This is a genomic window from Pseudomonas sp. SJZ103 (assembly GCF_007828335.1).
Taxonomy (GTDB): domain Bacteria; phylum Pseudomonadota; class Gammaproteobacteria; order Pseudomonadales; family Pseudomonadaceae; genus Aquipseudomonas.
In genome coordinates this window covers 207,510-233,755 of record NZ_VIUN01000003.1, presented here as the reverse complement: position 1 = coordinate 233,755, position 26,246 = coordinate 207,510, and the positions used below count along the sequence as shown (strand labels likewise).

Genomic DNA, 26,246 nt, shown 5'->3' with positions numbered 1-26,246 from the left:
TTCGCCCCCTGCGCAGGAGCAACCATGAATTATCGTCACGCCTTTCACGCCGGCAACCACGCCGATGTCTTCAAACACCTGACCTTGACCCGCCTCATCGCCCTGATGTCGCGCAAGGAGCAGCCGTTCGCCTACCTCGACACCCACGCCGGGATTGGTCTGTACGACCTGCAAGGTGACCAGGCCAACCGCACGGGTGAGTACCTGGAAGGTATCGCGCGCTTGTGGGGCGCCGACGATCTGCCGCCGCTGACTGACGACTACATGCGCGTGCTGCATGAGATGAACCCCGATGGCCAGTTGCGCTACTACCCAGGCTCGCCGGAGCTTGCGCGCCGCCTCACGCGTCCCCAGGACCGCGTATTGCTCAATGAAAAACACCCGGAAGACGGCGTGCTGCTCAAGGACAACATGAAGGGTGATCGTCGGGTCAAGGTGCACTTGGGCGAAGGCTGGCATGTGCCGCGCGCGCTGTTACCGGTGCCGGAAAAACGTGCGTTGATGCTGATCGACCCACCGTTTGAAAAGCTCGACGAAATGCAGCGCTGCGCCGCGTCCCTGAAGGAAGCTGTCAGCCGTATGCGCCAGACCGTCGCGGCGATCTGGTACCCGGTGAAGGACCAGCGCATGCTGCGTCGCTTCTACCAGGACCTGGCCGGCACTGGCGCGCCGAAGTTGCTGCGGGTTGAGTTGCTGGTGCATCCGCTGGACACGCCCAACACCCTGACCGGCTCGGGCCTGGCGATTGCCAACCCGCCGTGGGGCCTGGAAGAGGAGTTGCGTGAGCTGTTGCCGTGGCTGTCCAGGAAGCTTGGCCAGACCCAGGGTGGGTGGCAGATGGATTGGCTTATTGCCGAGTAACCAAGTCTGGCGCCAACCCAATGTGGGAGGGGCGGTGCGCCCCTCCCACATTTTGATTCGCGTCGGTTTTAGATCGGGCAGGTCACACCGGTACCGCCGATCCCACAGTAGCCCTGCGGGTTCTTCGCCAGGTACTGCTGGTGATAAGCCTCGGCGAAGTACACCGTTGGCGCTTCTTCGATTTCGGTGGTGATGGTGCCCAGGCCGGCTTTTGACAATTCGGCTTGATAGGCATCGGCACTGGCCTGCGCCGCCGACAATTGCTCAGGCGTGGTCGCATAGATCACCGAGCGGTACTGGGTGCCGATGTCGTTACCCTGACGCATGCCTTGGGTCGGGTTGTGCAGCTCCCAGAACATCTTCAGCAGGTTTTCGTATTTCACCTTGGCCTGGTCGTAGACCACCAGCACCACTTCGCTGTGGCCGGTCAGGCCCGAGCAGACTTCTTCATAAGTCGGGTTCGGCGTGAAACCGCCGGCGTAGCCGACCACGGTGCTGACCACGCCATCGCGCTGCCAGAACTTGCGTTCGGCGCCCCAGAAACAACCCAGGCCGAAGATCGCGAAGCCAACGTCGTCGACGAACGGGCCCAGCAGCGGGTTGCCGTTGACGAAGTGCGCCTCCGGCAGGTTCATTGGGGTTTCACGACCAGGCAACGCTTGTTCTTGAGTAGGCAGCACGTTTTTGTTCACCAGAATTTCCGAGCGCAAGACCATGAGCAGTCCTCTCGTCAGGTTGAGTTAGCGGTAAATTTCAGACAGCCAGTGTGCCCGAGTGTTACAGCGCTGTCAGGCGATTGGCCCGCGCGGGTAGCGTCTAAGCTTCTCGAGCAGCTCTGCACCGGGGATCGGCCGGTCGAACAGGTAGCCCTGGCCAACGTCGCAACGGTGCCGACGCAGGAACGCCAGTTGTTCGGCGGTCTCGATGCCTTCGGCCACCACCTTGAGCTTGAGGTTGTGGGCCATGGCGATCACGGCTGAGGTGATTTCCATGTCGTCCTGGTTGTCCGGGATTTCGTGGATAAAGCTGCGGTCGATCTTGATGATGTCGATGGGGAATTTTTTCAGATAACTCAGCGACGAGTAACCGGTGCCGAAGTCATCCATGGCCAGGGTCAGGCCGAAGCTCTTCAACTGGTCCAGTTGCAGGCGCGTGTCTTCGGTCGCTTCCAGCAGCAGGCCTTCGGTCAGCTCCAGCTCCAGCAGGTTGGCCGGCAGCTGTTCTTCCTTGAGGATCGTGGCAATCGAGGCGACCAGGTCCGGGTCGGAAAACTGTTTGGGCGACAGGTTGATTGCTACCTGCAAATTGCCCATGCCAGCGGCGCTCAGTTGCCTGCTCATGCGGCAGGCCTGGCGCGCGATCCATTTGCCGATCGGGATGATCAAGCCGGTTTCTTCGGCGACGCTGATGAACTGATCGGGGCGGATCATGCCTTTTTCCGGATGGTTCCAGCGCAGCAGCGCTTCCATGCCCAGTAAACGGCCGCTGCGCAGGCACAGCTTGGGCTGGTAGAACACGTCCAGTTCGTTCTGGGTCAGGGCACGACGCAGGTTGTTCTCTACGAACAGCTTGTAGCTGGCCTCGGCGTTCAAGGCTTCGGTGAACACCTGTACCTGGTGTTTGCCGTTGGCCTTGGCTTTGTGCAGGGCCAGGCCGGCGTTGCGCATCAGGGTCTGCGGGTCGCGGCCGTGCAGCGGTGCACAGGCCAGGCCTACGGAGCCGGTGACGCTGATCAATTGGTTGTCGACGAACATCGGTTTGTCGAGCGTCGCCAGCAGCTGGCTGGCGACCTGCTGGCCGCTTTCCAGGTCAGTGTCGTCCAGCAGCACCGCGAATTCGTTACTGGCAAAGCGCGCCAGGCTGCCGCCGGTACTCAGGCTGTTGCGCAGGCGACGGGCCAGGCTGATCAGCAGCTTGTCGCCGGTCTGGTGGCCAAGGCTGTCGTTGATGCGCTTGAAGTTGTCGATGTCCACCAGCAACAGGCTGATCGGGCTGTCGCTGTCGCGGGCAAAGCGCTCGTCGAGGTTACGGATAAACGCCGGACGGTTGCCCAGGTTGGTCAGGTTGTCGGTATAGGCCAGGCGCTCAATGCGCTGCTGGGCCAGTTTGGTCTGGGTGATGTCTTCGTAGATGCCGATGTAGTGGGTCAGTTCACGATTATCGCCGTAGACCTTGGAGATCGACAGTTGGCCCCAGTAGGGTTCGAGGTTTTTGCGTCGGCTCTTGAACTCGCCCTGCCAGCTGTTGCTCTGGGCCAGGCTCGATGGTGCGTCGAACAGCAATTCGCTGAGGTTTTCCAGTGCTGGCAAATGTGCCAGGCGGTGGCCGTGGACTTCTTCGGCGCTGTATTGGGTGATCGCGGTAAAGCTTGGGTTGACGTACTCCACCACGCCGTCGCAGTTGACCAGCAGAAAGGCATTGGCGCTTTGCTCCACCGCGCGCTGGAACAGGTGCAGGGCGCTGGTGGCGGTACGGCGGTTGTGGTTGTTGATCACTTGCGCGAATTGGTCGGCCAGCTCGCCGGCAAAGGCAATTTCATCGGCCTGCCAGGCACGCGGGCTGCCGCCCTGTTCCAGGCACAGCACGCCGACCACCTGGCCATCGACACGGATACTCGCATCGAGCATCGCGTGGACGTCCCTGGCGCGCAGGTTTTCGACCATTTCACGGGTGCGGGGGTCGCGCATCGCGTTGGTGGCGTCGATGGCGCGGCTGGTGTGCAGGGCTTCCAGATAGTCCGGGAAGCAGCTTGCGTCGATCGGCTCAGGCAGGTGGTGCCGTTGGTCGTCGCGGTGGTAGGCCGAGATCGGCACCAGGCGCTGGCCTTCGAGGTTCCAGATGCTGGCGCAGTCGATCTGGTAGATATCGCAGGCGCTGCGGGTGATCAGCTCTGCGGCTTCCTGCAGCGAATTGTTGACGGTGTAGCGCTGGCGGGCCAGCAACAGGATCAACTCCTGCTGGGCACGCACCCGCTCCAGGTGCTGCAGCTGTTCCTGCTGGGCGCGCTGGTTGAGCTCCAGGGCGATCTGCAGGCGGCTGTTCTGGCTCTCCAGGTCCGCCGTGGGGGCGGGTGGGGGGATTTCACTGAACAGCCCGTCTACAACCATAAGGTAGCCGCGCAGCAGGTGGCGATTGTGCTGTTTGTAGGCTTCGCCCATTTCCAGCAGGCTCAGGGGGCCATCGTTGGTGTGCAGGGTATAGCGCACCAGGTAGTGAGGGCTCTCGCTCAGTTGCTGTTGGATGGTGTCGTGCAGTTGATAGCGTGCCTGAGGCTCCATCAGGCTGGCGAAGGGGGTGCCGAGCAGTGCACACAGCTCGACCGCCGACAGGCCGAATTGGCGCTCGCAGTTAGGGTCGAGGTACAGAAGGGCCCAGCTTGCCTCATTAAGCCGCTCGAAACGCAGCATACCGAGGCGCGAAGGCACCGGTAACTGCGTCACTACCTCGGCCGCCATACGGGCGACATCGGGTTGGCTTTTCATGGGGGGGGGAACTCACTTCAAATAACGCGTACGGCGCCGGGCTCACGCCCTCTTTACTGTTGCCTGCGGCAAGGTTGCATCATGCGGCGCGGGCTGACAAGAGAGGATGAAGGCTAAGTGCTATAAGGGGGTTATCGGCCGGGCGGGGGAATTCTTCAGTCAGGATGACAGAAGGTGTACAACCCTGTTCTGTCTGTAAAGAAAAGCAAAAAAAGCCCCGCCAAATTGACGGGGTTGAGGTACGAGCGTGGCGCTCGGAAATCGGTGCAACCAGGCCTCCCCGATGAAAGGGAGGCCGCTGTGGCTTACAGCAGGATGGTGCGGATGTCGTTCAGCAACTGGCTCAGGCGCTGGGTAAAGCGTGCAGCGGCCGCGCCGTTGATCACACGGTGATCGTAGGACAACGACAGTGGCAGCATCAGCTTCGGCTGGAACGCTTTACCGTCCCAGACTGGCTGGATGGTGGCCTTGGACACACCCAGGATCGCCACTTCCGGCGCGTTGACGATTGGCGTGAAGCCAGTGCCGCCAATGTGACCGAGGCTGGAGATGGTGAAGCATGCGCCTTGCATGTCGTCCGGGGTGAGCTTCTTGTCGCGGGCCTTTGCAGCCAGTGCAGCGGCTTCGGCAGCGAGTTGCAGCAGGCTCTTCTGGTCAACGTTCTTGATGACCGGCACCAGCAGGCCATCCGGGGTGTCGACCGCAAAACCGATGTGCACGTACTTCTTGCGGATGATCGCCTTGCCGCTTGGTGCCAGCGAGGCGTTGAAGTCCGGCAGTTCCTTGAGCAGGTGCGCGCACGCCTTGAGCAGCAGTGGCAGCACAGTCAGTTTCACGCCGGCCTTTTCGGCCACGGCTTTCTGCGCAACGCGGAAAGCTTCCAGATCGGTGATGTCGGCCTGGTCGAACTGGGTCACGTGCGGGATGTTCAGCCAGCTCGCGTGCAAGCCGGCCGCGCCGATTTGCATCAGGCGGGTCATCGGCACTTCTTCGATTTCGCCGAAGCGGCTGAAGTCCACGGTACGGATCGGCGGAATGCCCGAACCACCGGTAGCGCCACCGGCAGCCGGCGCTTCCTTGGCTTTCTGCATCATGGTCTTGACGTAGACCTGCACGTCTTCCTTCAGCACGCGACCGTGAGGGCCGGTGGCTGACACAGCATTGAGCTCAACGCCGAACTCACGGGCCAGTTGACGCACGGCAGGGCCGGCATGAACCTTGGCACCGCTTGGCGCAGGTGCGGCAGCAGCAGGGGCCGGTGCGGCCTCGGCTTTTGCAGCGGGCGCAGGGGCAGCAGCCGGAGCCGCTTCAGCCTTGGCGGCCGGAGCAGCAGCCGGTGCTGGAGCAGCGGCAGGCGCAGCGCCTTGTACTTTCAGCTTGAGGATGAAGTCGCCAGTGCCGACTTCGTCTTCCAGCTTGACCGCGATGCTTTCCACAACGCCGGCAGCCGGCGATGGGATTTCCATGGAGGCCTTGTCGGACTCCAGGGTGATCAGCGACTGGTCGGCTTCGACAGTGTCGCCGACCTTGACCAGCAGCTCGATGATCTTGGCCTTGCCCGACGAACCGATGTCCGGAACATGAATGTCCTGGACAGTCGCTGCGGCTGGAGCAGCAGCCGGGGCTGCAGGAGCCTCGGCAGCAGCGGCAGGTTTTTCCGCGGCAGGCGCCGGTGCAGCAGCGGCAGCAGGAGCCGCATCAGCGGCACCTTCGATTTCCAGTTCCAGCAGTTCGTCGCCTTCTTTCAGGCGGTCGCCCAGCTTCACTTTCAGGCTCTTGACCACGCCAGCCTTGGGAGCAGGGATTTCCATGCTCGCCTTGTCCGATTCCAGGGTCAGAATGCTCTGGTCGGCTTCGACGGTGTCGCCGACCTTCACAAACAGCTCGATTACTTCACCTTCACCGCTGCCGATGTCAGGTACGCGAATGAGTTCGCTCACAAAAAGTCTCCTCAGCAGTCCAGTGGGTTGCGTTTTTCCGGGTTGATCCCGAACTTGACGATAGCGTCAGCTACCACCTTGGGTTCGATCTCACCACGGTCAGCCAAGGCTTCCAGGGCTGCCAACACCACGAAGTGACGGTCGACTTCGAAGAAGTGACGCAGCTTCTTGCGGCTGTCACTGCGGCCGAAACCGTCGGTGCCCAGGACTTTGAATTCCTTGGACGGGACCCACTGGCGAATTTGTTCAGCAAACAGTTTCATGTAGTCGGTAGAGGCAATGACCGGGCCTTTACGGCCGGCCAGGCACTCTTCGACATAGCTCTGCGCAGGCTTCTGACCCGGGTGCAGGCGGTTGTTGCGCTCTACGGCCAGGCCATCACGACGCAGTTCGTTGAAGCTGGTAACGCTCCACACATCGGCGCCGACGTTGAACTCGTCACGCAGTATCTTCGCCGCTTCACGGACTTCGCGCAGGATGGTGCCGGAGCCCATCAGCTGCACGTGGTGCGCCGCTTCCTTGGTGTCTTCTTCGAGCAGGTACATGCCCTTGATGATGCCTTCCTCAACACCGGCCGGCATGGCGGGCTGCTGGTAGGACTCGTTCATCACGGTGATGTAGTAGAAAACGTCCTGCTGCTCTTCGGTCATCTTCTTCATGCCGTCCTGGATGATCACCGCCAGCTCATAGCCGTAGGTTGGATCAAAGGTGCGGCAGTTCGGGATGGTGGCAGCCAGGATGTGGCTGTGACCGTCTTCGTGTTGCAGGCCTTCGCCGTTCAGTGTGGTACGGCCGGCGGTACCGCCGATCAGGAAACCACGGGTACGGCTGTCGCCTGCTGCCCAAGCCAGGTCGCCGATACGCTGGAAACCAAACATCGAGTAGAAGATGTAGAACGGCAGCATCGGCTGGTTGTGGCTGGAGTACGAAGTACCGGCAGCGATGAAGGAGCTCATGGCGCCCGCTTCGTTGATGCCTTCTTCGAGGATCTGGCCCTTCTTGTCTTCCTTGTAGAACATCACCTGGTCTTTATCGACTGGCTCGTAGAGCTGGCCGACGGAGGAGTAGATGCCCAACTGACGGAACATGCCTTCCATACCGAAGGTACGGGCTTCGTCCGGGATGATCGGCACGATACGCGAACCGATTTCCTTGTCTTTGACCAGCTGCGCGAGGATCCGCACGAAGGCCATGGTGGTGGAGATTTCACGGTCGCCCGAGCCGTCCAGGATCGCCTTGAGGGTATCCAGCGGTGGTGTCGGGACGTTGAAGCTCTTGGCGCGGCGCTGTGGCACGAAACCGCCCAGTGCGGTACGACGTTCGCTCAGGTAGCGGGCTTCGGCGCTGTTCGGCTCCGGCTTGAAGAACGGCAGGTTCTCCAGCTCTTCGTCCTTGACCGGGATATCGAAGCGGTCGCGGAACAACTTCAGGCTGTCGACATCGACTTTCTTGGTGTTGTGCGCGGTGTTCTTCGCTTCGCCGGCACCGGTGCCATAACCCTTGATGGTCTTGGCCAGGATGACAGTCGGTTGTTCTTTGTGGTTGACCGCTTCGTGGTACGCCGCATAGACCTTGTACGGGTCGTGGCCGCCACGGTTGAGTTTCCAGATCTCGTCGTCGGACAGGTCGGCAACCATGGCCTTGAGTTCAGGCGTGTTGAAGAAGTGTTCACGCACGAACGCGCCGTCTTTGGCCTTGTAGTTCTGGTACTCGCCGTCGATGACTTCGTCCATGCGACGTTGCAGGATGCCGTCGACGTCCTTGGCCAGCAGTGGGTCCCAGAAACGGCCCCAGATGACCTTGGTCACGTTCCACTGGGCACCGCGGAACACGCCTTCGAGTTCCTGGATGATCTTGCCGTTGCCGCGAACCGGGCCGTCGAGGCGCTGCAGGTTGCAGTTGATGACGAAGATCAGGTTGTCCAGCTTCTCGCGGCCGGCCAGGGAGATGGCACCCAGGGATTCCGGCTCGTCGCACTCGCCGTCGCCCAGGAAGCACCAGACTTTCTGCTTGCCTTCCGGGATGAAGCCACGGGCTTCCAGGTACTTCATGAAACGTGCCTGGTAGATCGCCTGAATCGGGCCCAGGCCCATGGATACAGTCGGGAACTGCCAGAAATCAGGCATCAGCCAAGGGTGCGGGTAGGACGACAGGCCCTGACCGTCGACTTCCTGGCGGAAGTTGTTCATTTGTTCTTCGCTGATGCGACCTTCCATGAACGCACGGGCGTAGACGCCTGGCGAGGTGTGGCCCTGGAAGTAGATCAGGTCGCCGCCGTGTTCTTCGGTCGGGGCCTGGAAGAAGTAGTTGAAGCCGATGTCATACAGGGTTGCGCTGGAAGCGAAGCTGGAGATGTGACCGCCCAGGTCAGAATCTTTCAAGTTCGTGCGCATTACCATCGCCATGGCGTTCCAACGTACCAGCGAGCGAATGCGGCGTTCCATGAACAGGTCGCCAGGCATGCGTGCTTCGTGGGTAACGGGGATGGTGTTGCGGTATGGCGTGGTGATGGCGTAGGGCAGTTGCGAGCCGCTGCGGGTCGCGAGTTCGCCCATACGGGTCATCAGGTAGTGAGCACGGTCTTCGCCTTCTTTGTCGAGAACCGATTCCAGGGCGTCCAGCCATTCCTGGGTTTCGACGGGATCGAGGTCTTGCATGGCTTGCTCCAGGGCGGAAAGGCTACCAGAATCGGTTGCCTGAAGTTTGCGACTGGCCTTGTGGGCAGACGACATAAATTCTTGGATGGCCGAAGGTTGCTTCGGCGTCCTGTAGTTTTACTACAAATCGTCGGCCATTTCAGCCTTTCGAATGTATATACGAGTAGTAAAACTACACAAGACTGAGCGGATTGCTCGGTCTAGCTGGTGAGCATAATCGTTATTGTTGATCTTTTGCGAACAAGAAAAGGTAGAAGTTTAATGTTGCCTGCCAAAAATTACATATTTTCAGCTATTTATCACCTTTGTTCGACAGTCCTTCATCAAGCGCGGTACTCGCCTTCACAGCAGCAAGCCATTTACGCGCCGACCAAGGATAGACCATGAGCCTTCCAACGCTGGCCGAACTGCCGGCCATTCTGTTGCCAAAAGCCCAGCGGGCCGAGCAGTCATTTCGTGACGCCGTGGCCGCGCTGGACGCCGATCATGGCCTTTCTGCGTGGACGCCGCAACGGTGGGCCGACTTCGCCCGGGTGTGCGCCGCCAGTGATTTCGTCATTGAACAGAGTGTTCGTGACCCTTTGATGTTGCTCGAGTTGGCTGCCTGGGGCGAGCTGGACCGCGGCTTTGCGCCGGGTGAGCTGTGCGGGCAGATTGCCGGGGCCGTGCAACAGGCCGAAACAGAAGATGAGCTGGGCCGTGTACTGCGTCGCCAGCGTACGCGCCAGCAAGTGCGCATCATCTGGCGCGACCTGACCCGCCAGGCCGACCTGGTGCACACCTGTCGCGACCTTTCCGACATGGCCGACGCCAGCATCGACCAGGCCTATCAATGGTTGTACCAGCGCCACTGTGTGCAGTTCGGCACCCCGACCGGGCGGCGCAGCGGCGAGCCGCAGCACATGGTCATCCTCGGCATGGGCAAGCTCGGTGCGGTAGAGCTGAACCTGTCGTCGGATATCGACCTGATCTTCGCCTACCCCGAGGGCGGCGAAACGGTGGGCGTAAAGCGCTCCCTGGATAACCAGGAATTCTTTATTCGTCTTGGTCAAAAATTGATCAAGGCCCTCGACCCGATGACCGTCGACGGCTTTGTGTTCCGTGTCGACATGCGCCTGCGCCCCTACGGTTCGGCCGGTGCCCTGGTGCTCAGCTTCAATGCGCTGGAACAGTACTACCAGGACCAGGGCCGCGACTGGGAACGCTACGCCATGATCAAGGCGCGCGTGGTCGCCGGTGACCAGGTGGCCGGTGCGCAGTTGCTCGACATGCTCAGGCCATTCGTCTATCGCCGCTACCTGGACTTTTCCGCCATCGAAGCGCTGCGCACCATGAAGCAGCTGATCCAACAGGAAGTGCGGCGCAAAGGCATGGCCGACAATATCAAGCTGGGCTCGGGCGGCATCCGCGAAGTGGAATTTATCGCCCAGGCGTTCCAGCTGATCCATGGCGGCCGCGACCTTAGCCTGCAGCAACGGCCGCTGCTCAAGGTGCTCGGCACCCTGGAAGGCCAGGGTTACCTGCCGCCAGCGGTGATCGCCGAGTTGCGCAACGGCTATGAATTCCTGCGCTACACCGAACATGCGATCCAGGCGATTGCCGACCGCCAGACCCAAATGCTGCCGGACAGCCCTGAAGACCAGGCGCGCATTGCCTTTATGCTCGGCTTTGCCGACTGGGCGGCGTTCCACGAGCGCCTGATGTACTGGCGTGGTCGCGTGGACTGGCACTTCCGTCAGGTGATTGCTGACCCTGACGAGGAAGAAGGCGAAGAAAGCGAGTTAGTCGTAGGGGGCGAGTGGTTGCCCTTGTGGAAAGAATCCCAAGATGAAGACGCAGCCTGCCGCCAACTTGGGGAGGGCGGTTTCACCGACGCGCCCAAGGCCCTCAAGGCCCTGGCCAGCTTGCGCAGCAGTCCGCAACTGCGCGCCATGCAACGCCTGGGGCGCGAACGCCTGGATGCATTTATCCCGCGCCTGCTCGCCCAGGCCGTCGAACACGCCAACCCGGACCTGGTGCTGGAGCGCGTACTGCCGTTGGTGGAAGCTGTCGCCCGCCGTTCGGCCTATCTGGTGCTGCTGACGGAGAATCCCGACGCCCTGCGCCGCCTGCTGACCCTGTGCGCCGCCAGCCCGTGGATCGCCGAGCAGATCACGCGCTTCCCGCTGCTGCTGGATGAATTGCTCAACGAAGGCCGCCTGTTCAAGCCACCGCTGGCGCCGGAACTCGCCGCCGAGTTGCGCGAACGCCTCACGCGCATCCCCGAGGATGACCTGGAGCAGCAGATGGAAGCCCTGCGGCACTTCAAACTGGCCCACCGCCTGCGCGTGGCCGCTTCGGAAATCGCCGGCAGCCTGCCGTTGATGAAAGTCAGCGACTACCTGACCTGGCTCGCCGAAGCCATCCTCGAACAAGTGCTGGCCCTGGCCTGGCGCCAGACGGTCGCCCGGCACGGTTCGCCGCAGCGGTTGGACGGTACCCTGTGCGATCCTGGGTTCATCATTGTCGGTTATGGGAAAGTCGGCGGCATCGAATTGGGGCATGGTTCTGATCTGGACCTGGTGTTTATCCACGATGGCGATCCGCAGGCCGAGACCGACGGTGCCAAGCCGATCGACGGCGCGCAGTTCTTCACGCGCCTGGGCCAGCGGATCATTCACCTGCTGACCACCCAGACCAACTCCGGCCAGTTGTATGAAGTGGACATGCGTCTGCGACCTTCCGGCGCATCCGGGTTATTGGTCAGTTCCCTCGGGGCGTTTGACCGCTATCAACAAAATGAAGCATGGACCTGGGAACATCAGGCCCTGATCCGCGCGCGGGTGCTGGTGGGCAGCCAGGATGTGGGCCAGGCATTCGAGCAGGTACGGGCTAAAGTGTTGGGGCGTGAGCGCGACTTGGCGAAGTTGCGGCAGGAGGTCAGCGAGATGCGCGCCAAGATGCGCGACAACCTGGGTACCAAGGCCACGGCGGCCGGCACCGGCGCCAATGCCTTCGACGCCACGGCGCTGTTCGACCTCAAGCAGGACGCCGGAGGTATCGTCGATATTGAATTTATGGTGCAATACGCGGCTTTGGCGTGGTCTGCGCAACATCCATCGTTGCTGCGCTATACCGACAATATCCGCATTCTGGAAGGCCTGGAGCAGGTGGGGTTGATGCCCGCCGCCGATGCCCATCTGCTGCGCGAGGTGTATAAGGCCTACCGTTCCGCCGCGCATCGCCAGGCCTTGCAAAACGAGGCCGGTACGGTGCCCGGTGATCAGTTCGCTGACGAACGGCGCCAGGTGATGCGAGTCTGGCAGGCGCTGGGGTTGAGTTGAAACACTATTAGGGCGGGGAGGCATAAGCCTCCCCGCATCGTTTGTGGAAACTACATGAATATTCTGATCGTTGGGCCCAGTTGGGTCGGTGACATGGTGATGGCGCAGACACTGTTCCAGAGCCTGCGCGTGCGCAACCCAGACTGCCAGATCGACGTGCTCGCTCCTGAGTGGAGCCGACCAATCCTCGAGCGCATGCCCGAAGTGCGCAAGGCCTTGAGCTTTCCGCTCGGCCACGGTGCCCTGGAACTGGCGACCCGCCGTCGCATCGGTAAATCCCTGGCGGGCCAGTACGACCAGGCGATCCTGTTGCCCAACTCGCTGAAGTCGGCGCTGGTGCCGTATTTTGCCGGCATTCCCAAGCGCACCGGCTGGCGCGGCGAGTTTCGCTACGTCTTGCTCAACGACGTGCGCACGCTGGACAAGGCGCGCTACCCGCTGATGATCGAACGTTTCATGGCCCTGGCCTATGCGCCGGGTGCCGAGTTGCCCAAGCCATACCCGCGCCCCAGCCTGCAGATCGACCCGGTGACCCGCGATGCGGCACTCGCCAAATTCGGCCTGGCCCTTGATCGCCCGGTGTTGGCCCTGTGCCCCGGCGCCGAGTTTGGCGAGTCCAAGCGCTGGCCGTCGGAGCACTACGCCAAGGTTGCCGAGACCAAGATCCGTGAAGGCTGGCAGGTGTGGTTGTTTGGTTCGAAGAAGGATCACCCGGTAGGTGAGGACATTCGCCAGCGCCTGATCCCCGGCCTGCGCGAAGAAGCGGTGAACCTCAGTGGCGACACGTCCCTGGCCGAGGCCATCGACCTGCTGTCCTGCGCCGATTCGGTGGTGTCCAACGACTCCGGCCTGATGCACGTCGCCGCTGCGCTGAATCGCCCGTTGGTGGCGGTGTACGGTTCCACCTCGCCGGGCTTCACCCCGCCGTTGGCCGACCAGGTCGAAGTGGTGCGCCTGGGGCTGGATTGCAGCCCGTGTTTTGATCGCACCTGCCGTTTCGGCCATTACAACTGCATGCGCCAATTGCTGCCGCAGCCGGTAACCGATGCCTTGCAACGGTTGCAGGGCGACGTGGTCGAGGTTCACTGAGTTGCGGGTACTGGTAATCAAGACCTCATCCCTGGGCGACGTGATCCATGCCTTGCCGGCACTGACCGATGCGGCGCGGGCGATCCCTGGCATTCGCTTCGACTGGGTGGTGGAAGAAGGCTTCGCCGAAATCCCCACCTGGCACCCGGCCGTCGACAAGGTGATCCCGGTGGCGATCCGCCGCTGGCGCAAGAACCTCTGGCAAACCTTCAAGAGCGGCGAGTGGCGGCGCTTCAAGCAGCAAGTCCAGTCGACCAAATACGACCTGGTGATCGATGCCCAGGGCCTGTTCAAAAGTGCCTGGCTGACCCGCTACGTGCGTGCTCCGGTGGCCGGATTCGACCAGCACTCGGCCCGTGAGCCGATTGCGGCGCGCTTCTATTCGCGGCGCCTGGCCGTGGCCCGTGGGCAGCATGCGGTGGAGCGTTTGCGTCAACTGTTCGCCGTGGCCCTCGGCTATGACTTGCCCAAAGGCTTGGGTGACTACGGCCTCAGCACCGAAAAACTCCTCGGCCTGCCGCCGAAAAAGCCCTTCGTCCTGCTGCTGCACGGCACCACCTGGGACACCAAGCATTGGCCCGAAGCCTATTGGCGCGAGTTGGCTGAACGCATGGGCCGCCTGGGCGTGGACGTGAAGTTGCCCTGGGGCAACGCCGCTGAAAAGGCCCGGGCTGAGCGCTTGGCCCAAGGCCTGAACAACGCCGAAGTGCTGCCCAAGCTGAACCTGGCCGGTGTGGCCCGTGTATTGGCTGGCGCCCGCGCCTGTGTGGCGGTGGACACCGGATTGGGGCATCTGGCGGCGGCACTGGATGTGCCGACCATTTCCCTGTTCGGCCCCACCAACCCCGGCCTGACCGGCGCCTACGGCAAGGGCCAGATTCACCTGGCCAGCGACTTTCCGTGTGCGCCGTGCCTGCAAAAACAATGTACCTATCAACCGACAGCCGACGACCTGCGTCGGTTCGACATCAAGCGCGAGTCGCCCCTGTGTTTCACGCGCCTGAACCCTGAGCGTGTGGCAACCCGGCTGAGCACGTTGTTACTGGCTGAGGAGCTGCACTGATGCAACTGGCTTTTGTTCTGTACAAATATTTCCCCTTCGGCGGCCTGCAGCGCGACTTCATGCGCATCGCCCTGGAATGCCAGCAGCGCGGCCATCAGATTCGTGTCTACACGCTGATCTGGGAAGGTGACATTCCGCCCGGTTTCGAAGTGCTGGTGGCGCCGGTCAAGGCGTTCTTCAACCATAAGCGCAACGAAAAGCTCAGTGCGTGGATGGAGGCCGACCTGGCCAAGCGCCCGGTGGACCGTCTGATCGGCTTCAACAAGATGCCAGGCCTGGACGTGTACTACGCCGCCGATGGCTGCTTTGAAGACAAGGCGCAAAACCTGCGCCATTCGCTGTACCGCAGCTTTGGCCGCTACAAGCACTTTGCCGAATACGAGCGTGCGGTGTTTGCCAAGGACGCCAAGACCGAAGTCTTGATGATTTCCGAAGTGCAGCAACCGCTGTTCATCAAGCATTACGACACGCCGCTGGAGCGCTTTCACCTGCTGCCACCGGGCATTGCCCAGGACCGCCGCGCGCCGCCGAATGCGGCCGAGATTCGTGAAGGCTTCCGCAAGGAATTCAACCTCGGCGATGACGACCTGCTGCTGGTGCAAATCGGTTCCGGCTTCAAGACCAAGGGCGTCGACCGCAGTCTCAAGGCCGTCGCCGCGTTGCCGGCCGAGCTGAAAAAACGCACGCGCCTGTTTGTAATCGGCCAGGACGACCCCAAGGTATTCCAACTGCAAAGCGCCACCCTTGGGCTGGGCGATAACGTGCAGTTCCTCAAGGGGCGCAGCGATATCCCGCGTTTCCTGCTGGGCGCCGACCTGTTGATCCACCCGGCGTACAACGAAAACACCGGCACCGTATTGCTCGAAGCCCTGGTGGCCGGGTTGCCGGTGCTGGTCTCGGCCGTGTGTGGTTATGCCCATTACATCGCCGAAGCCGACAGCGGCCTGGTGCTGGACGAGCCGTTTGAACAGGCTCAGTTGAACCAGTACCTGGCGCAGATGTTGACCGATTCTGCACAGCGCGCGGCCTGGGGCCGCAATGGGTTGGCCTTCGCCGAGACGGCCGACCTCTACAGCATGCCGCAGCACGCTGCGGATGTGATTCTGGCGGAGCCAAAACGATGAAGTTGATTCTTGCCGAACCGTTCAAGACGCTATGGGCCGGGCGTGACGCCTTCGCCGAAGTCGAGAAACTGCAAGGCCAGGTATTCCGTGAACTGGCGGCGCGTCGCACGCTGCGCACCGAGGTGGATGGCCGCCCGTATTTCGTGAAAATCCACCGTGGCATCGGGTGGGCGGAAATCTTCAAGAACCTGATCACCGCCAAGCTGCCGGTGCTCGGCGCCGGCCTGGAATGGGATGCCATTCACCGCTTGCAGGAGATCGGCGTACCGACCATGACCGGCGTGGCCTTCGGCGAAAAAGGCAGCAACCCGGCGGACCAGCACTCGTTCATCATCACTGAAGAATTGGCGCCGACCATCAGCCTTGAAGACCTCACCGTCAACTGGGTCGCCGAACCGCCCACACCTGCACTGCGCCATGCGCTCACGGCCGAACTGGCGCGCATGGTCGGCGACATGCACCGGGGCGGCGTGAATCACCGCGATTGCTACCTGTGCCACTTCCTGCTGGACACGTCCAAGCCGATCGACGCACGCAACATCAAGCTCTCGGTGATCGACCTGCACCGGGCGCAGATGCGCGCCCATCTGCCAATGCGTTGGCGCGACAAGGACCTCGCCGCGCTGTACTACTCGGCGCTGGAAATCGGCCTGACCCGGCGCGATAAACTGCGCTTCCTCAAGGGCTATTTCCGCCAACCGCTGCGTCAGATCCTGGCCGAGCAATCGGCGTCCCTGAGCCTGATGCAACGCAAGGCCGACAAGTTGTACGCCCGCAAGCAACGTTACGGGGATGCGATCTGATGGCGGGTTGGAACCTGAAACCTGCCTACGCCGCCCTGGCGGATGATTTTGGAAGTCTCGAAGCGGTGTTTGCCCTGCAAGGCGAGCGGCTGACCCGCGACCCACTGTCGGAAGTAATCCGGGTGGAGCGTGACGGGGTCAATTACTACGTCAAGCGCTACACGGGCGCCGGCAAGGGCCTGCGGCGTTACCTGGGCAAGCCGCGGGTCAAGTCCGAATGGCAGAACCTCAAGCGCTTCGCCAAGTGGGGCATTCCCACTGCCGACGTGGTCGCCTGGGGCCTGGAGCGCAGCGGCCTGGCCTATGATCGTGGCGCGATGATCACCCGCGAGTTGCCGAGGACAGAAGACCTCTCGGTCCTGGCCGAACGTAAGGATGCGCGCCTGCGCGATCCCAGGTGGGTCAGCGCGGTCAGCCGCCAGCTCGCCGAATACACGCGCACCATGCACGATCATCGCTTTACCCATAACGACTTGAAGTGGCGCAACCTGCTGATCGACGACCAGGCCACCCTGTACCTGATCGATTGCCCCAACGGCGATTTCTGGCGCGGTTTCTGGCTCAAGTACCGCATTACCAAGGACCTGGCCTGCCTGGACAAGGTGGCCAAGTATCACTTGTCGGCCACCCAGCGCCTGCGCTTCTACATGCAGTACCGTCAGTGTCGGCACCTGAGTGAGTCGGACAAACGGCGGATTCGCCACGTAGTGAAGTTTTTCGAGGGACGTGAATGAGTGATTTCCTGGCGGCTGAAGATCGCGCCCTGCTGGAGCGCCACGGCCTTGCGACCTTCGACGCCCTGTGGGCCAAGCAACTGGACGCGGTGGACGAGCCGAACACCAGCCGTGGCGGCTGGAGCAGCGTGTTTCGCCTGGAGCTCGACGGCCACGGTTATTACCTCAAGCGCCAGAGCAACTACCTCACGCGCAGCTTGCACCGGCCCTTGGGCGAGCCGAGTTTTTCCCGCGAGTTCCGCAACATCAGCCGTTACCGCAAGCTCGGGATCCCGGCGCTGCAGGCGGCGTTCTACGGCGAGCGCAAAGTCGCCGGTGAACACCGCGCGATGCTGCTGACCCGTGCCCTGGACGGCTGGAATGACCTGGATTCGTTGCTGGAACAATGGGCGCAACTGAGCGACGCCCAGCACCGCGCAATCCTTCTGGCCTGCGGCCTGTTGGCGCGCCGGTTGCACAGCGTCGGCCAGGTGCATGGCTGTTTTTACCCCAAGCATATTTTCCTGCAGGCCACTGGTGACGGCTACGCTGCGCAGTTGATCGACCTGGAGAAAACCCGCCCGCTGCTGTTCGGCTGGCGGGACCGGGTCAAGGACCTGGAACCGTTGTTGCGCCGTGCGCCGCAGTGGTCGGACGCACAGGTGCGTCAGCTGCTGGCGGCTTACCTCGATCAGCCCGAGGGCAGCGCACTCGTCACCGCCTGGCTGCAACGCCTGACGAAGCGGCGTAGCCACAAGGAGAACCGCTGATGCGTCTGTCCGAGTTGAAACACGCCGGCCGCACGCCGCGCCTGCCCCTCACTATCGACCTGGCGGATGCCGCCGGCCCTGGCCAACTGCAGCTGCTGAGCCTGTTGCGGGTGTTGCCGGGCGAGCGCTACGTGGGCGCGGCGGTATGGCGCGGGCGTCCGGTGCTGGCCAAATTATTGGTGGGCAGCAAGGCCGCGCGGCATTTCCAGCGTGAACTCAGCGGCGTTCGCCTGCTGGCCGAGCAAGGCCTGACCACCCCGCTATTGCTCGCCGATGGCTTGCAGGAAGGCGAGGGCGGCTGGCTGCTGTTCGAGTTTATCGAAGGTGCCGAGAGCCTGGCTGATGCCTGGCAGGCAGTCGAAGCGCTGCCGCCCCTGGCCGACGAGCAAACCGCCGTGCTGGCCGAGGCGCTGGGTGCGATCGGGCAGATGCATGCCAAGGGCCTGTGGCAGGAAGACCTGCACCTGGACAACCTGCTGCGTCAGGACGGCAAGCTGTACCTGATCGATGGCGCCGGTATTCGCGTCGAAGAGGCCGGCAAGTCACTGTCGCGTAACCGCGTGCTGGAAAACCTCGGGGTATTTTTCGCCCAATTGCCGAAAAACCTCGAGCCGTTTACCGAAGAATTACTGGTGTACTACCTGCTGGGCAACGGCGAGCACGCCTTGCCCCTCGAAGCCCTGGAAAAGCAGGTGCGCAAGGTCAGCGCCTGGCGCCTGAAGGACTTCTTGAACAAGGTGGGCCGCGACTGCACGCTGTTCAGCGTGGTGCGTGGCGCCTTTGCCTTGCGCGCGATTCGTCGCGAAGAAGAGTCCGCGATGCTGCCGGTGCTGGCGCAGGCGGATGCGCTGCTGGATCAGGGCCACCTGTACAAGACCGGTGGTGCGGCCAGTGTGGCCAAGGTCGAAGTGGCCGGCCGGCCGCTGGTGATCAAGCGCTATAACATCAAGGGCTTCGCCCATTGGCTCAAGCGCTTCTGGCGCCCGAGCCGCGCCTGGCATTCCTGGCGCGAAGGCAATCGCCTGGCCTTCCTCGGCATCGCCACGCCCAAGCCGCTGGCCGTACTGGAAAAGCGTTTTTTCTGGCTGCGCAGCCGCGCTTACCTGGTCACCGAATACCTGCCGGGCCCGGACATCATCGAGCGTTTCGCGCCCTATATCGAACACGGTGACGCGCCGGAAGATGAACTGCTGGCGCTGGACCATTTGTTCGCCGAGCTGATTCGCGAGCGCATCAGCCATGGCGACTTCAAGGGCCATAACCTGTTCTGGGATAAGGATCGCTGGTCGCTGATCGACCTCGACGCGATGTGCCAACACAGCTCTGCCGCCAGCTTCGCCCCGGCGTATGCCAGGGACCGTGCGCGGTTTATGCGAAATTGGCCTGAGAGTAGTGCGTTGTATCAGATGATTGATCAGCGTTTGCCGAAGCAACCGACCTGATCGTTCCCACGCAGGGTGAACGATCAAGAACTGTTGCCTGAGCAACAGTTATCGGACAGTTATTGGCCCAGAACGACAGCCCGCCTTAACCCGCAAACGTTATGCCCTTGATTTGATGCAATAAAAATCCTGGCACGGGCTCTGCAATGCCTCCTGGTGAACCCTTTCACCGGTCGCAGCGGAGCCCTGTATGCCTTCCAGCCTTTCCTCGTTTTCCCGTTTGATCTGCCTTGGCGCCGTGCTGTTGCTGGGCCATGTCGTCAGTGTCCAGGCCGCCGAGGGCGATGATGCGGTGCCGTCCCTGGCCGGCAAGCGCATTGCAGTGAGCATGACCGGCACCAGTCACTATTTCGATATCAAGGCGTTCCAGGCCCAGGTCGATGAGATCAAGCGCCTGGGCGGCACGCCGATCACCCTCGATGCCGGGCGTAATGACAAGAACCTGGTGACCCAACTGCAAACGGTGGTCACCCAGAAACCCGACGCCGTGATCCAGACCCTCGGCACCCTCAGCGTGATCGACCCCTGGCTCAAGCGCATCAGCAAGGCCGGCATCCCGTTGTTCACCATCGATGCACCGTCCCAATACAGCCTCAACAACACCACCTCCGACAACGTCGCCACCGGCAAGGCCTTGGCCGATCAATTGATCAAGGACGCTGGCGGCAAAGGCAAGATCCTGGTGTTCAACGGCTTCTGCGGCGTGCCGGTGTGTGCGATCCGTTATGACCAGTTGAAGCTGGCGCTCAAGGATTACCCCCAGCTGGAAATCATCCAGCCGGAGCTTCGCGACGTGATCCCCAACACCGTGCAGGACGCCTATTCCCAAGTGTCGGCGCTGCTCAACAAATACCCGGCGGGCAGCGTCTCGGCGATCTGGTCGGCGTGGGATATTCCGCAACTGGGCGCGAGCAAGGCGCTGATCGATGCAAAGCGCACCGAGATCAAGACTTACGGCGTCGACGGTACGCCGGAAGTGCTGGCGCTGCTCGGCCAGGCGAATTCGCCGGTGGGGGCGGTGGTGGCGCAGCAACCGGCGTTGATCGGCAAGACCGCTGTGCAGAACGTGGCGCGTTACCTGGCCGGGCAACGTGACCTGCCCAAGGAAACCCATGTCGCCACGCTGCTGACCACCGCCGCCAACCTGGCGCAGGTTCAGCAACTGCGGGGTGACTGATGCCGGCATTGCACCTGCAACACCTGCATAAACGCTTTGGCGCCACCCTGGCGCTGGATGATGCGAGCCTTAAAGTCGAACGCGGCAGCATCCACGGTCTGGTCGGGGAGAACGGTGCGGGCAAGTCGACCTTGATCAAGATCCTGGCCGGCATCCACAAGGCGGACGCGGGGCAGGTGAGTATCGGTGGCCAGTCGTACGCCGCGCTTTCACCGCGTCAGGTGGATGCGCTGGGCGTGCAGTTCATCCATCAGGAGCGCCTGTTGCCGGCGAGTTTTACCGTGGGCGAAGCGCTGTTTTTCGGGCATGAGTTGCGGCGCGGGCCGTTTGTGGATCGACGCCGGCAGCAGCGTGAAGCCGAGCGCTTGCTGGCGGAATATTTTGATCTGCAATTGCCCGCCGGCGCGCTGGTGAGTGAGCTGAGCAGTGCCGAGCGCCAGGTGCTGCAAATCACCCGTGCGTTGATTCGCCAGCCCAAGATTCTGGTGTTCGACGAACCCAGCGTGGCGCTGGTCAAGCGCGAAGTCGACCAGTTGCTGCGCATCGTCAAACGCCTGCGCGACCAGGGTTTATCCATCCTGTACATCTCCCATTACCTGCAGGAAATCGACAGCCTGTGCGATGAAGTCACGGTGCTGCGCAATGGCCGGGACGTAGCGGTGGTGCAACCACGGCATACGTCCAGCGCCGAGATTGCGCGGCTGATGGTCAATCGCGAAGTGCAGGAGATGTACCCCAAGGCCAAGGTTGCGCTGGGGGCGCCGTTGTTGCAGGTGCGCGGGTTGAGATTGGCGCGGCGCTATCGGCAGATCGATCTGGACGTGCGGCGCGGAGAAATCGTCGGCCTGACCGGGCTGGTCGGCTCGGGAGCCAAGGAGTTGTTCAAGACACTCTTCGGTGTCGAGCGCGCCGACAGCGGCAGTGTGCATCTGGACGGGCGTCTACTGCGCCTGCGTTCGCCGGGCCAGGCGATTGCCGCGGGTATTGCGCTGGTGCCCGAAGAGCGGCGCAGCCAGGGAATTTCGCCAGTGCTTTCGGTGCTGGAAAACCTCACGCTGGCGGGGCTCGGGCGGTTCAGCCGCTGGGGGTTGTTAAGCCGTCGCAAGGAGCAGGCGGAATGCCTGCGGCTGATCGACGAATTGGCAATCAAGGCGCCTGGGCCCCAAGCGGCCGTCAGCCAGCTCAGTGGCGGCAACCAGCAGAAGGTCGCTCTGGGAAAATGGCTGAGCCGCCGCTCGGCGGTGTACCTGCTGGATGAACCCTGCGTGGGGGTGGATGTGGGCGCCAAGGTGGAGATCTATCGCTTGATCGGGCGCTTGGTGGAAGAGGGGGCGGCGGTGCTGGTGTTGTCTTCGGATTTGCCGGAGTTGTTGGGGATCAGTGATCGCATCCTGGTGTTGCATCGGGGGGAGATCGCCGGTGAATTCCGTGCGGGGGAAGCGGACAGCGATCAGTTGCTGGCCTGTGCGACGGGAGCCGTGGCTGCGGCGGCTTCAAACGTTCGCGAGGTGGAACATGCTTGACGCGGCGGCTCCTGGGTTATCGCAGCGCTTGTGGGTGCTGGTGCTGCGCCGTGGTTCGGTGGGCGTGTTTGTGGCGATCCTGCTGGGGTTTGCCGTGGCTGCGCCGAACTTTCTGTCGGTGGGTAATCTGGCCAATGTGTTCAGCCAGTCGGCGATCCTCGGTGTGCTGGCCTTCGGGCTCACCTGCGTGATTATCGGCGGCGGTTCTAACGTGGTGTCCGGAGGACTGGACCTGTCGCTGGCGGCCAACCTGGGGTTGTGCGCGGCGGTGTTCAGCCGCCTCAATAATGCCGGCCTGGATCTCGGGTTGACGTTGCTGCTGACCCTGGGCTGCGGCCTGGCGGTCGGCTTGCTCAATGGAATGGCCGTGGTGGTGCTGCGTTTGCCGCCGTTGCTGGCGACCCTGGCCAGCATGAATGTGTTGGCCGGGCTGGAGTTGGTGTTGACGGAGAACACGGTGGTCTCCACGGATTCGCCGTTACTGGACCTGCTCAGTGGCGGCGCCTGGTTGGGCGTACCGGCCCTGGCCTGGGTGTTGTTGCTGACAGCGGGGGCGCTGACATTGCTGATCCAGCATTCGGCCTACGGGCTGCGCCTGCATGCGGTGGGCGAATATCCCCAGGCGGCCGAAGCGGCGGGTATTGGCGTGTCCGCCTACGTGCTGTCGAGCTATTTACTGTCCGGCCTGTGCGCCGCCGTGGCTGCGCTGTGTTCGGCGGCGTTTTTCAGCGGCAGCACTACCGGTTCCGGCGACATGCTGCTGTCGGTGGTGGCGATCGCCTTTCTCGGCGTGGTGTTTTCCCGCCGGCTGGTGGCGAGTATTCCGGGGACTTTACTGGCGGCGTTGTTGATCGGTTTTCTGATCAATGGCTTTCAATTGCTTAACGTCTCCAGCTTTTGGGTCAATGGTGTGCAGGGCGTGTTGATCTTGCTGGTCGTCGCGGCGTCCAGTGCATTGAACCGAGGGGCGACGGCATGAACGCACGGGCCTTATTGCCGCTGACATTGCCACTGGTATTCACGCTGATTGTCGTGGTGTTTGCGCTGCAAGCGCCGGGCTTCCTCAGTGCAGGCAACCTGCAAAGCCTGGTGCTGAACAACTTCGTGCTGCTGGCGATTGTTGCCATCGGCATGACCTACGCGGTGGCGGCCGGTGGCATCGACCTGTCGGTGGGCACGGCGCTGGACTTTGCCAGTTTCAGTTTTGTCGTGCTGCTCAACGCCGGGCATGGCTGGGCGGTGGCCGTAACGGGCGCGCTGGCGGCGGCGCTGCTGGTGGGGCTGGTCAATGCGGGCTTGATTGCCGGGCTGCGGATCAGTCCGTTTCTGGCCACGCTTGGGACTTTGTTTATCGGCACCAGCGCCCAGCAATTGCTCTCGGACGGCGGCCAGCCGATCTATATCGTCCAAGGCTTGAAGCCTGAGCTGACGGGGCTGACACCGCTGCTGATCGTATTGGGGCTGGCGCTGTTCTATGGCCTGGCACTGGCGCGCGGACGCCTGGGTCGCGAATTGCTGGCCCAGGGCACCCAGCCGCTGCTGGCGTATTACTCGGGGTTGTCGGTGCGGCGCATCGTCACCGTCGTGGCCCTGGCTACCGCCCTGGCCTGTGGGGTGGCGGGCGTGTTGCTCGGTTCGACAGTCAGCGCCTATGTGCCGCTGTCCGGTAACGCGTTTTTGCTCAATGCGATTGGTGCGGTGTTTATCGGTACCACCTTGAGCAGACAGGGCCGGGCGAATATTCCCGGGACCCTGCTGGGCGTGTTGTTTATCAACGTGATCGCCAACGGCCTGCTGCTGATCGGCTGGAATTTCTACTGGCAGCAGGTGGCGACCGGGGTGCTGATCTTTATCGTGCTGAGCTTCAGTTTTGCCAGCCGGCGGATGCTGGAGCGCGTCTAGTGTTGCACCCCGAAAGCTGGACTCCATCCGACGCTTGGGGGGGCATGAGCAAGCTCCCCTTATTGCATAAACAATCAGGCGACCGAATTCCTGTGGCGAGCGGGCTTGCCACAGGGGTTCCGGTTTGCTGCGCGACAGCGCTATGTCGAAGAGGTAGCGGGGGCCTTCCACATTTAATGTGTGGGGCGTTCAGAATTGATACTCGGCACCCGCCCCGGCATACCACGAGCGTCCAGGCGCCGCCTCGTAGTAGCGGCCGTTGCCGTCGCCGACGATCACCGAGCCGACGTACTGGCGGTCCAGCAGGTTATCCAGGCGCAGGGTCTGGTGGAAGGTCCAGTGTTCGACCTTCTGCTCGAACCGTGCGCGCCAGTTGAACACGCTGTAGCCCGGCGCGGCGTGTTGGCTGTTGGTGTCTTCGACGTAGACCTTACTGCGGTACATGCCCTCGACAGCGGTGCTGACCCAGTCCCGGGGTTTCCAGTTCAGCTCGGCGAACAGCGTGGTTTGGGGTACGCCGGGAAGGTAGTTGCCTTTGTCCACGGGAGTTGTGCCACTTGTGAAGTCGCTGTCGTAGGTAGCTTGCAGGCGGGTGTAGGCGAGGTTGGTGCTCCAGTGTTCGGCGAGTTGGCTTTCGATACCCAGTTCGAAACCCCGGCGCAGGGTGCGGCCGGCGTTTTGGTAGGTGGTGCGCCCTCCGCTGGATTGCTGCACTACCAGTTCGTCCTCGGTGGTGATCTGAAAGAGGGCCGCATTCACGCGGGTGTCCTGGCCAATGCGAGCTTTCAGGCCAACTTCATACTGTTTGCTGACCGATGGCTTGAGCGCAAAGTTGAAGCCGTTCGCCGTGCTGGAATATGCGGACTCGGCCTGAGTTGGGGTTTCGAAGCCCCTGCCCGCGCTTACATAACCGTGCAAGTCAGGCGTGAAGGCGTACATGACGCTGACCGACGGCGTGTTCTTCTGGTAGGTCTTGCTGCCGCCGTCGTTGCCGTCGCTGAGGAAGTGATCGTCTACGTCCATTTCCATGGTGCTGTGGCGCAGGCCCGCTTGCAGGGTCCAGTCACCCAGCAGCCAGTTGGCTTGCACGAACGGGTCGAGGCTGGTGGCGGTATCGATTTCATCGCGGCCCAAGGCCCCTTTGACACCATGCACCCCATTGACGGTGTTGGAATAACCTTGGCGATCATCCTGGCTGCGGTCGTAGTCGAGGCCGGTGATCAGGGTCAGCTCGCCGGGTGCGCTGGTGATGGGTTGCAGCCAATGGAGGGAGCCGCCATAAAACTTGCGGTCGAAAGCCACCACACCGCCGCGAGCGTTAGCCGGATTGGCGGCTCCACTGCCGAACTTGTCCGGGATCGACAGATACTGAATCACACTCCGGCGCCCGGTATACCCGTTCACCTGCAGCGTCGCATCACCGAAGTACCGCTCATAATTCATGCCCAATTGCTGATGATCGATACTTTTGCGCGTGTTGTACGTCAGCGCATTGGTGCTTACCGAGCGCGGGTCGGCCTTGTAGGCGTCCCAGGTCTGTCCCAATGGATCCTGGGTGCCATTCTGCTCCAGGCTGCTGTAGATCAGCGCGAGCTTGCTGTCGTCATCCGGTTGGACATTGAGCTTGGCGAAGGTCTGGTCGCGACGGGCGCTGCTGTGGTCGCGGTAGCCGTTGGTGTCCATGCGCGAGGCGTCGAGTACAAAGCCTGCGCCATTCGCCGCGCCTTCGGCGTTCAGGTGGTTTTTGTTCAGGCCGTCGCTGCCCACCAGGGTTTCGGCGCCGATGCGCGGCGGGCCTTCGCCATCGCGGGAAAACATCTGGATCACGCCGCCGGCATTGCTGCCATACAGGGTGGCGGCCGGGCCGCGTAGCACTTCGATGCGCTCGGCGGTGTCGAGGTTGAACGTGGCGGCCTGGCCCTGGCCGTCCGGGGTGCTGGCGGGAATGCCGTCGGCGATCAGCTTGATGCCGCGCACACCGAAGGCCGAACGGGCGCCGAAGCCGCGGGAGGAAATCTGCAGGTCCTGGGCATAGTTCTGGCGGTTCTGCACCACCAGGCCTGGCACGCGGGACAGGGCTTCGGAGGCGTTGATGCCCAATTGGCCGTCGCTGATCTGCTCGCGGCTGATGCCGTCCACCGAGTACGGCAGGTCGAAGGTCGGGCTGGCGCTGCGCGAGCCGGTAACGACGCTGGGGTCGAGGATCAGGGCGGTGTCATCAGCCTGGACGACGCCGCACAGGGCGAGCAGGCTGGGCAGCAGCAGGTTGCAACGGGCGAGGGGGGTCATGAGTCAGCCGGAATCCGTGGCGCTTAGGGTGTAAACGCGCAAAAGGGCGCGAGTTTAGTGACTTGGAGGATTTTTATCATTCAGGAAT

General features: G+C 62.3%; 18 protein-coding genes. 13 read left to right on the top strand and 5 right to left on the bottom strand.

The window, feature by feature from the left end; all coding sequences use genetic code 11:
- Window positions 1-24: 24 nt before the first annotated feature.
- Complete coding sequence (locus FBY10_RS09175) at window positions 25-861, top strand: 23S rRNA (adenine(2030)-N(6))-methyltransferase RlmJ (protein WP_131696826.1); 837 nt, start codon at window positions 25-27, stop codon at window positions 859-861.
- Between the two features lie 68 nt (window positions 862-929).
- On the opposite strand, the gene msrA is transcribed toward FBY10_RS09175, so the two are convergent.
- From msrA to aceE, 4 genes are all read right to left on the bottom strand, one after another.
- Entirely contained in the window at window positions 930-1,577 is a 648-nt protein-coding gene (msrA, locus tag FBY10_RS09170) for a peptide-methionine (S)-S-oxide reductase MsrA (RefSeq protein WP_145335955.1), read from the bottom strand.
- A 72-nt stretch (window positions 1,578-1,649) separates the two neighbouring features.
- Window positions 1,650-4,343, bottom strand: coding sequence for a bifunctional diguanylate cyclase/phosphodiesterase (locus FBY10_RS09165; protein WP_131696824.1), 2,694 nt, complete (start codon window positions 4,341-4,343; stop codon window positions 1,650-1,652).
- Window positions 4,344-4,648: 305 nt separating this feature from the next.
- A complete protein-coding gene (aceF, locus tag FBY10_RS09160; RefSeq protein ID WP_145335957.1) occupies window positions 4,649-6,283 on the bottom strand; it encodes a dihydrolipoyllysine-residue acetyltransferase in 1,635 nt (544 codons plus the stop codon).
- Window positions 6,284-6,294: 11 nt separating this feature from the next.
- Window positions 6,295-8,940, bottom strand: a complete 2,646-nt coding sequence (gene aceE / locus FBY10_RS09155; RefSeq protein WP_131696822.1) for a pyruvate dehydrogenase (acetyl-transferring), homodimeric type — start codon at window positions 8,938-8,940, stop codon at window positions 6,295-6,297.
- Between the two features lie 383 nt (window positions 8,941-9,323).
- On the opposite strand from aceE, the gene glnE reads away from it, so the two are divergent.
- The 12 genes from glnE to FBY10_RS09095 all read left to right on the top strand — a co-directional run bounded on the left by glnE (window position 9,324) and on the right by FBY10_RS09095 (window position 23,869).
- On the top strand, window positions 9,324-12,263 hold the full coding sequence (gene glnE, locus FBY10_RS09150; protein ID WP_145335959.1) for a bifunctional [glutamate--ammonia ligase]-adenylyl-L-tyrosine phosphorylase/[glutamate--ammonia-ligase] adenylyltransferase: 2,940 nt from the start codon (window positions 9,324-9,326) through the stop codon (window positions 12,261-12,263).
- Between the two features lie 54 nt (window positions 12,264-12,317).
- Window positions 12,318-13,352: a lipopolysaccharide heptosyltransferase II gene (gene waaF, locus FBY10_RS09145; protein ID WP_145335961.1), complete on the top strand. Its 1,035-nt coding sequence runs from the start codon at window positions 12,318-12,320 to the stop codon at window positions 13,350-13,352.
- Between the two features lies 1 nt (window position 13,353).
- Window positions 13,354-14,415, top strand: a complete 1,062-nt coding sequence (gene waaC, locus FBY10_RS09140) for a lipopolysaccharide heptosyltransferase I (RefSeq protein WP_131696819.1) — start codon at window positions 13,354-13,356, stop codon at window positions 14,413-14,415.
- Window positions 14,415-15,539 (top strand): glycosyltransferase family 4 protein, encoded by a 1,125-nt coding sequence (locus FBY10_RS09135; RefSeq protein WP_145335963.1) that lies wholly within the window; start codon window positions 14,415-14,417, stop codon window positions 15,537-15,539. The genes waaC and FBY10_RS09135 overlap by 1 nt, the downstream gene beginning before the upstream one ends.
- Window positions 15,536-16,342, top strand: a complete 807-nt coding sequence (rfaP, locus tag FBY10_RS09130; RefSeq protein WP_145335965.1) for a lipopolysaccharide core heptose(I) kinase RfaP — start codon at window positions 15,536-15,538, stop codon at window positions 16,340-16,342. Before FBY10_RS09135 ends, rfaP begins: the two co-directional genes overlap by 4 nt.
- Window positions 16,342-17,076 carry a lipopolysaccharide kinase InaA family protein gene (locus FBY10_RS09125; protein ID WP_145335967.1) on the top strand — a complete coding sequence of 245 codons (735 nt, stop codon included), beginning with the start codon at window positions 16,342-16,344 and terminating at the stop codon, window positions 17,074-17,076. The genes rfaP and FBY10_RS09125 overlap by 1 nt, the downstream gene beginning before the upstream one ends.
- Entirely contained in the window at window positions 17,073-17,825 is a 753-nt protein-coding gene (locus tag FBY10_RS09120; protein ID WP_131696815.1) for a lipopolysaccharide kinase InaA family protein, read from the top strand. Before FBY10_RS09125 ends, FBY10_RS09120 begins: the two co-directional genes overlap by 4 nt.
- The gene (locus FBY10_RS09115; RefSeq protein WP_145335968.1) at window positions 17,825-19,267 is read left to right on the top strand and encodes a lipopolysaccharide kinase InaA family protein; all 1,443 of its coding nucleotides are present in this window, start codon (window positions 17,825-17,827) and stop codon (window positions 19,265-19,267) included. Before FBY10_RS09120 ends, FBY10_RS09115 begins: the two co-directional genes overlap by 1 nt.
- A gap of 190 nt (window positions 19,268-19,457) precedes the next feature.
- On the top strand, window positions 19,458-20,444 hold the full coding sequence (locus FBY10_RS09110) for a sugar ABC transporter substrate-binding protein (protein ID WP_145335970.1): 987 nt from the start codon (window positions 19,458-19,460) through the stop codon (window positions 20,442-20,444).
- Window positions 20,444-21,967, top strand: a complete 1,524-nt coding sequence (locus FBY10_RS09105) for a sugar ABC transporter ATP-binding protein (protein ID WP_145335972.1) — start codon at window positions 20,444-20,446, stop codon at window positions 21,965-21,967. The genes FBY10_RS09110 and FBY10_RS09105 overlap by 1 nt, the downstream gene beginning before the upstream one ends.
- Window positions 21,960-22,946 carry an ABC transporter permease gene (locus tag FBY10_RS09100; protein ID WP_145335974.1) on the top strand — a complete coding sequence of 329 codons (987 nt, stop codon included), beginning with the start codon at window positions 21,960-21,962 and terminating at the stop codon, window positions 22,944-22,946. The genes FBY10_RS09105 and FBY10_RS09100 overlap by 8 nt, the downstream gene beginning before the upstream one ends.
- Complete coding sequence (locus FBY10_RS09095; RefSeq protein WP_145335976.1) at window positions 22,943-23,869, top strand: ABC transporter permease; 927 nt, start codon at window positions 22,943-22,945, stop codon at window positions 23,867-23,869. The genes FBY10_RS09100 and FBY10_RS09095 overlap by 4 nt, the downstream gene beginning before the upstream one ends.
- 189 nt (window positions 23,870-24,058) lie before the next feature.
- On the opposite strand, the gene FBY10_RS09090 is transcribed toward FBY10_RS09095, so the two are convergent.
- The gene (locus tag FBY10_RS09090) at window positions 24,059-26,158 is read right to left on the bottom strand and encodes a TonB-dependent receptor (protein ID WP_145335978.1); all 2,100 of its coding nucleotides are present in this window, start codon (window positions 26,156-26,158) and stop codon (window positions 24,059-24,061) included.
- Window positions 26,159-26,246: the final 88 nt, after the last annotated feature.

What these genes read in the sequence shown, in the direction of transcription:
- FBY10_RS09175 (WP_131696826.1), top strand. Translation starts at nt 25, where the DNA reads ATGAATTATCGTCACGCCTTTCACGCCGGCAACCACGCCGATGTCTTC.
- FBY10_RS09100 (WP_145335974.1), top strand. Translation starts at nt 21,960, where the DNA reads ATGCTTGACGCGGCGGCTCCTGGGTTATCGCAGCGCTTGTGGGTGCTG.
- glnE (WP_145335959.1), top strand. Translation starts at nt 9,324, where the DNA reads ATGAGCCTTCCAACGCTGGCCGAACTGCCGGCCATTCTGTTGCCAAAA.
- rfaP (WP_145335965.1), top strand. Translation starts at nt 15,536, where the DNA reads ATGAAGTTGATTCTTGCCGAACCGTTCAAGACGCTATGGGCCGGGCGT.
- FBY10_RS09115 (WP_145335968.1), top strand. Translation starts at nt 17,825, where the DNA reads ATGCGTCTGTCCGAGTTGAAACACGCCGGCCGCACGCCGCGCCTGCCC.
- FBY10_RS09120 (WP_131696815.1), top strand. Translation starts at nt 17,073, where the DNA reads ATGAGTGATTTCCTGGCGGCTGAAGATCGCGCCCTGCTGGAGCGCCAC.
- FBY10_RS09110 (WP_145335970.1), top strand. Translation starts at nt 19,458, where the DNA reads ATGCCTTCCAGCCTTTCCTCGTTTTCCCGTTTGATCTGCCTTGGCGCC.
- FBY10_RS09135 (WP_145335963.1), top strand. Translation starts at nt 14,415, where the DNA reads ATGCAACTGGCTTTTGTTCTGTACAAATATTTCCCCTTCGGCGGCCTG.
- FBY10_RS09090 (WP_145335978.1), bottom strand. Translation starts at nt 26,158, where the DNA reads ATGACCCCCCTCGCCCGTTGCAACCTGCTGCTGCCCAGCCTGCTCGCC.
- FBY10_RS09095 (WP_145335976.1), top strand. Translation starts at nt 22,943, where the DNA reads ATGAACGCACGGGCCTTATTGCCGCTGACATTGCCACTGGTATTCACG.
- waaF (WP_145335961.1), top strand. Translation starts at nt 12,318, where the DNA reads ATGAATATTCTGATCGTTGGGCCCAGTTGGGTCGGTGACATGGTGATG.
- msrA (WP_145335955.1), bottom strand. Translation starts at nt 1,577, where the DNA reads ATGGTCTTGCGCTCGGAAATTCTGGTGAACAAAAACGTGCTGCCTACT.
- FBY10_RS09125 (WP_145335967.1), top strand. Translation starts at nt 16,342, where the DNA reads ATGGCGGGTTGGAACCTGAAACCTGCCTACGCCGCCCTGGCGGATGAT.
- aceE (WP_131696822.1), bottom strand. Translation starts at nt 8,940, where the DNA reads ATGCAAGACCTCGATCCCGTCGAAACCCAGGAATGGCTGGACGCCCTG.
- FBY10_RS09105 (WP_145335972.1), top strand. Translation starts at nt 20,444, where the DNA reads ATGCCGGCATTGCACCTGCAACACCTGCATAAACGCTTTGGCGCCACC.
- FBY10_RS09165 (WP_131696824.1), bottom strand. Translation starts at nt 4,343, where the DNA reads ATGAAAAGCCAACCCGATGTCGCCCGTATGGCGGCCGAGGTAGTGACG.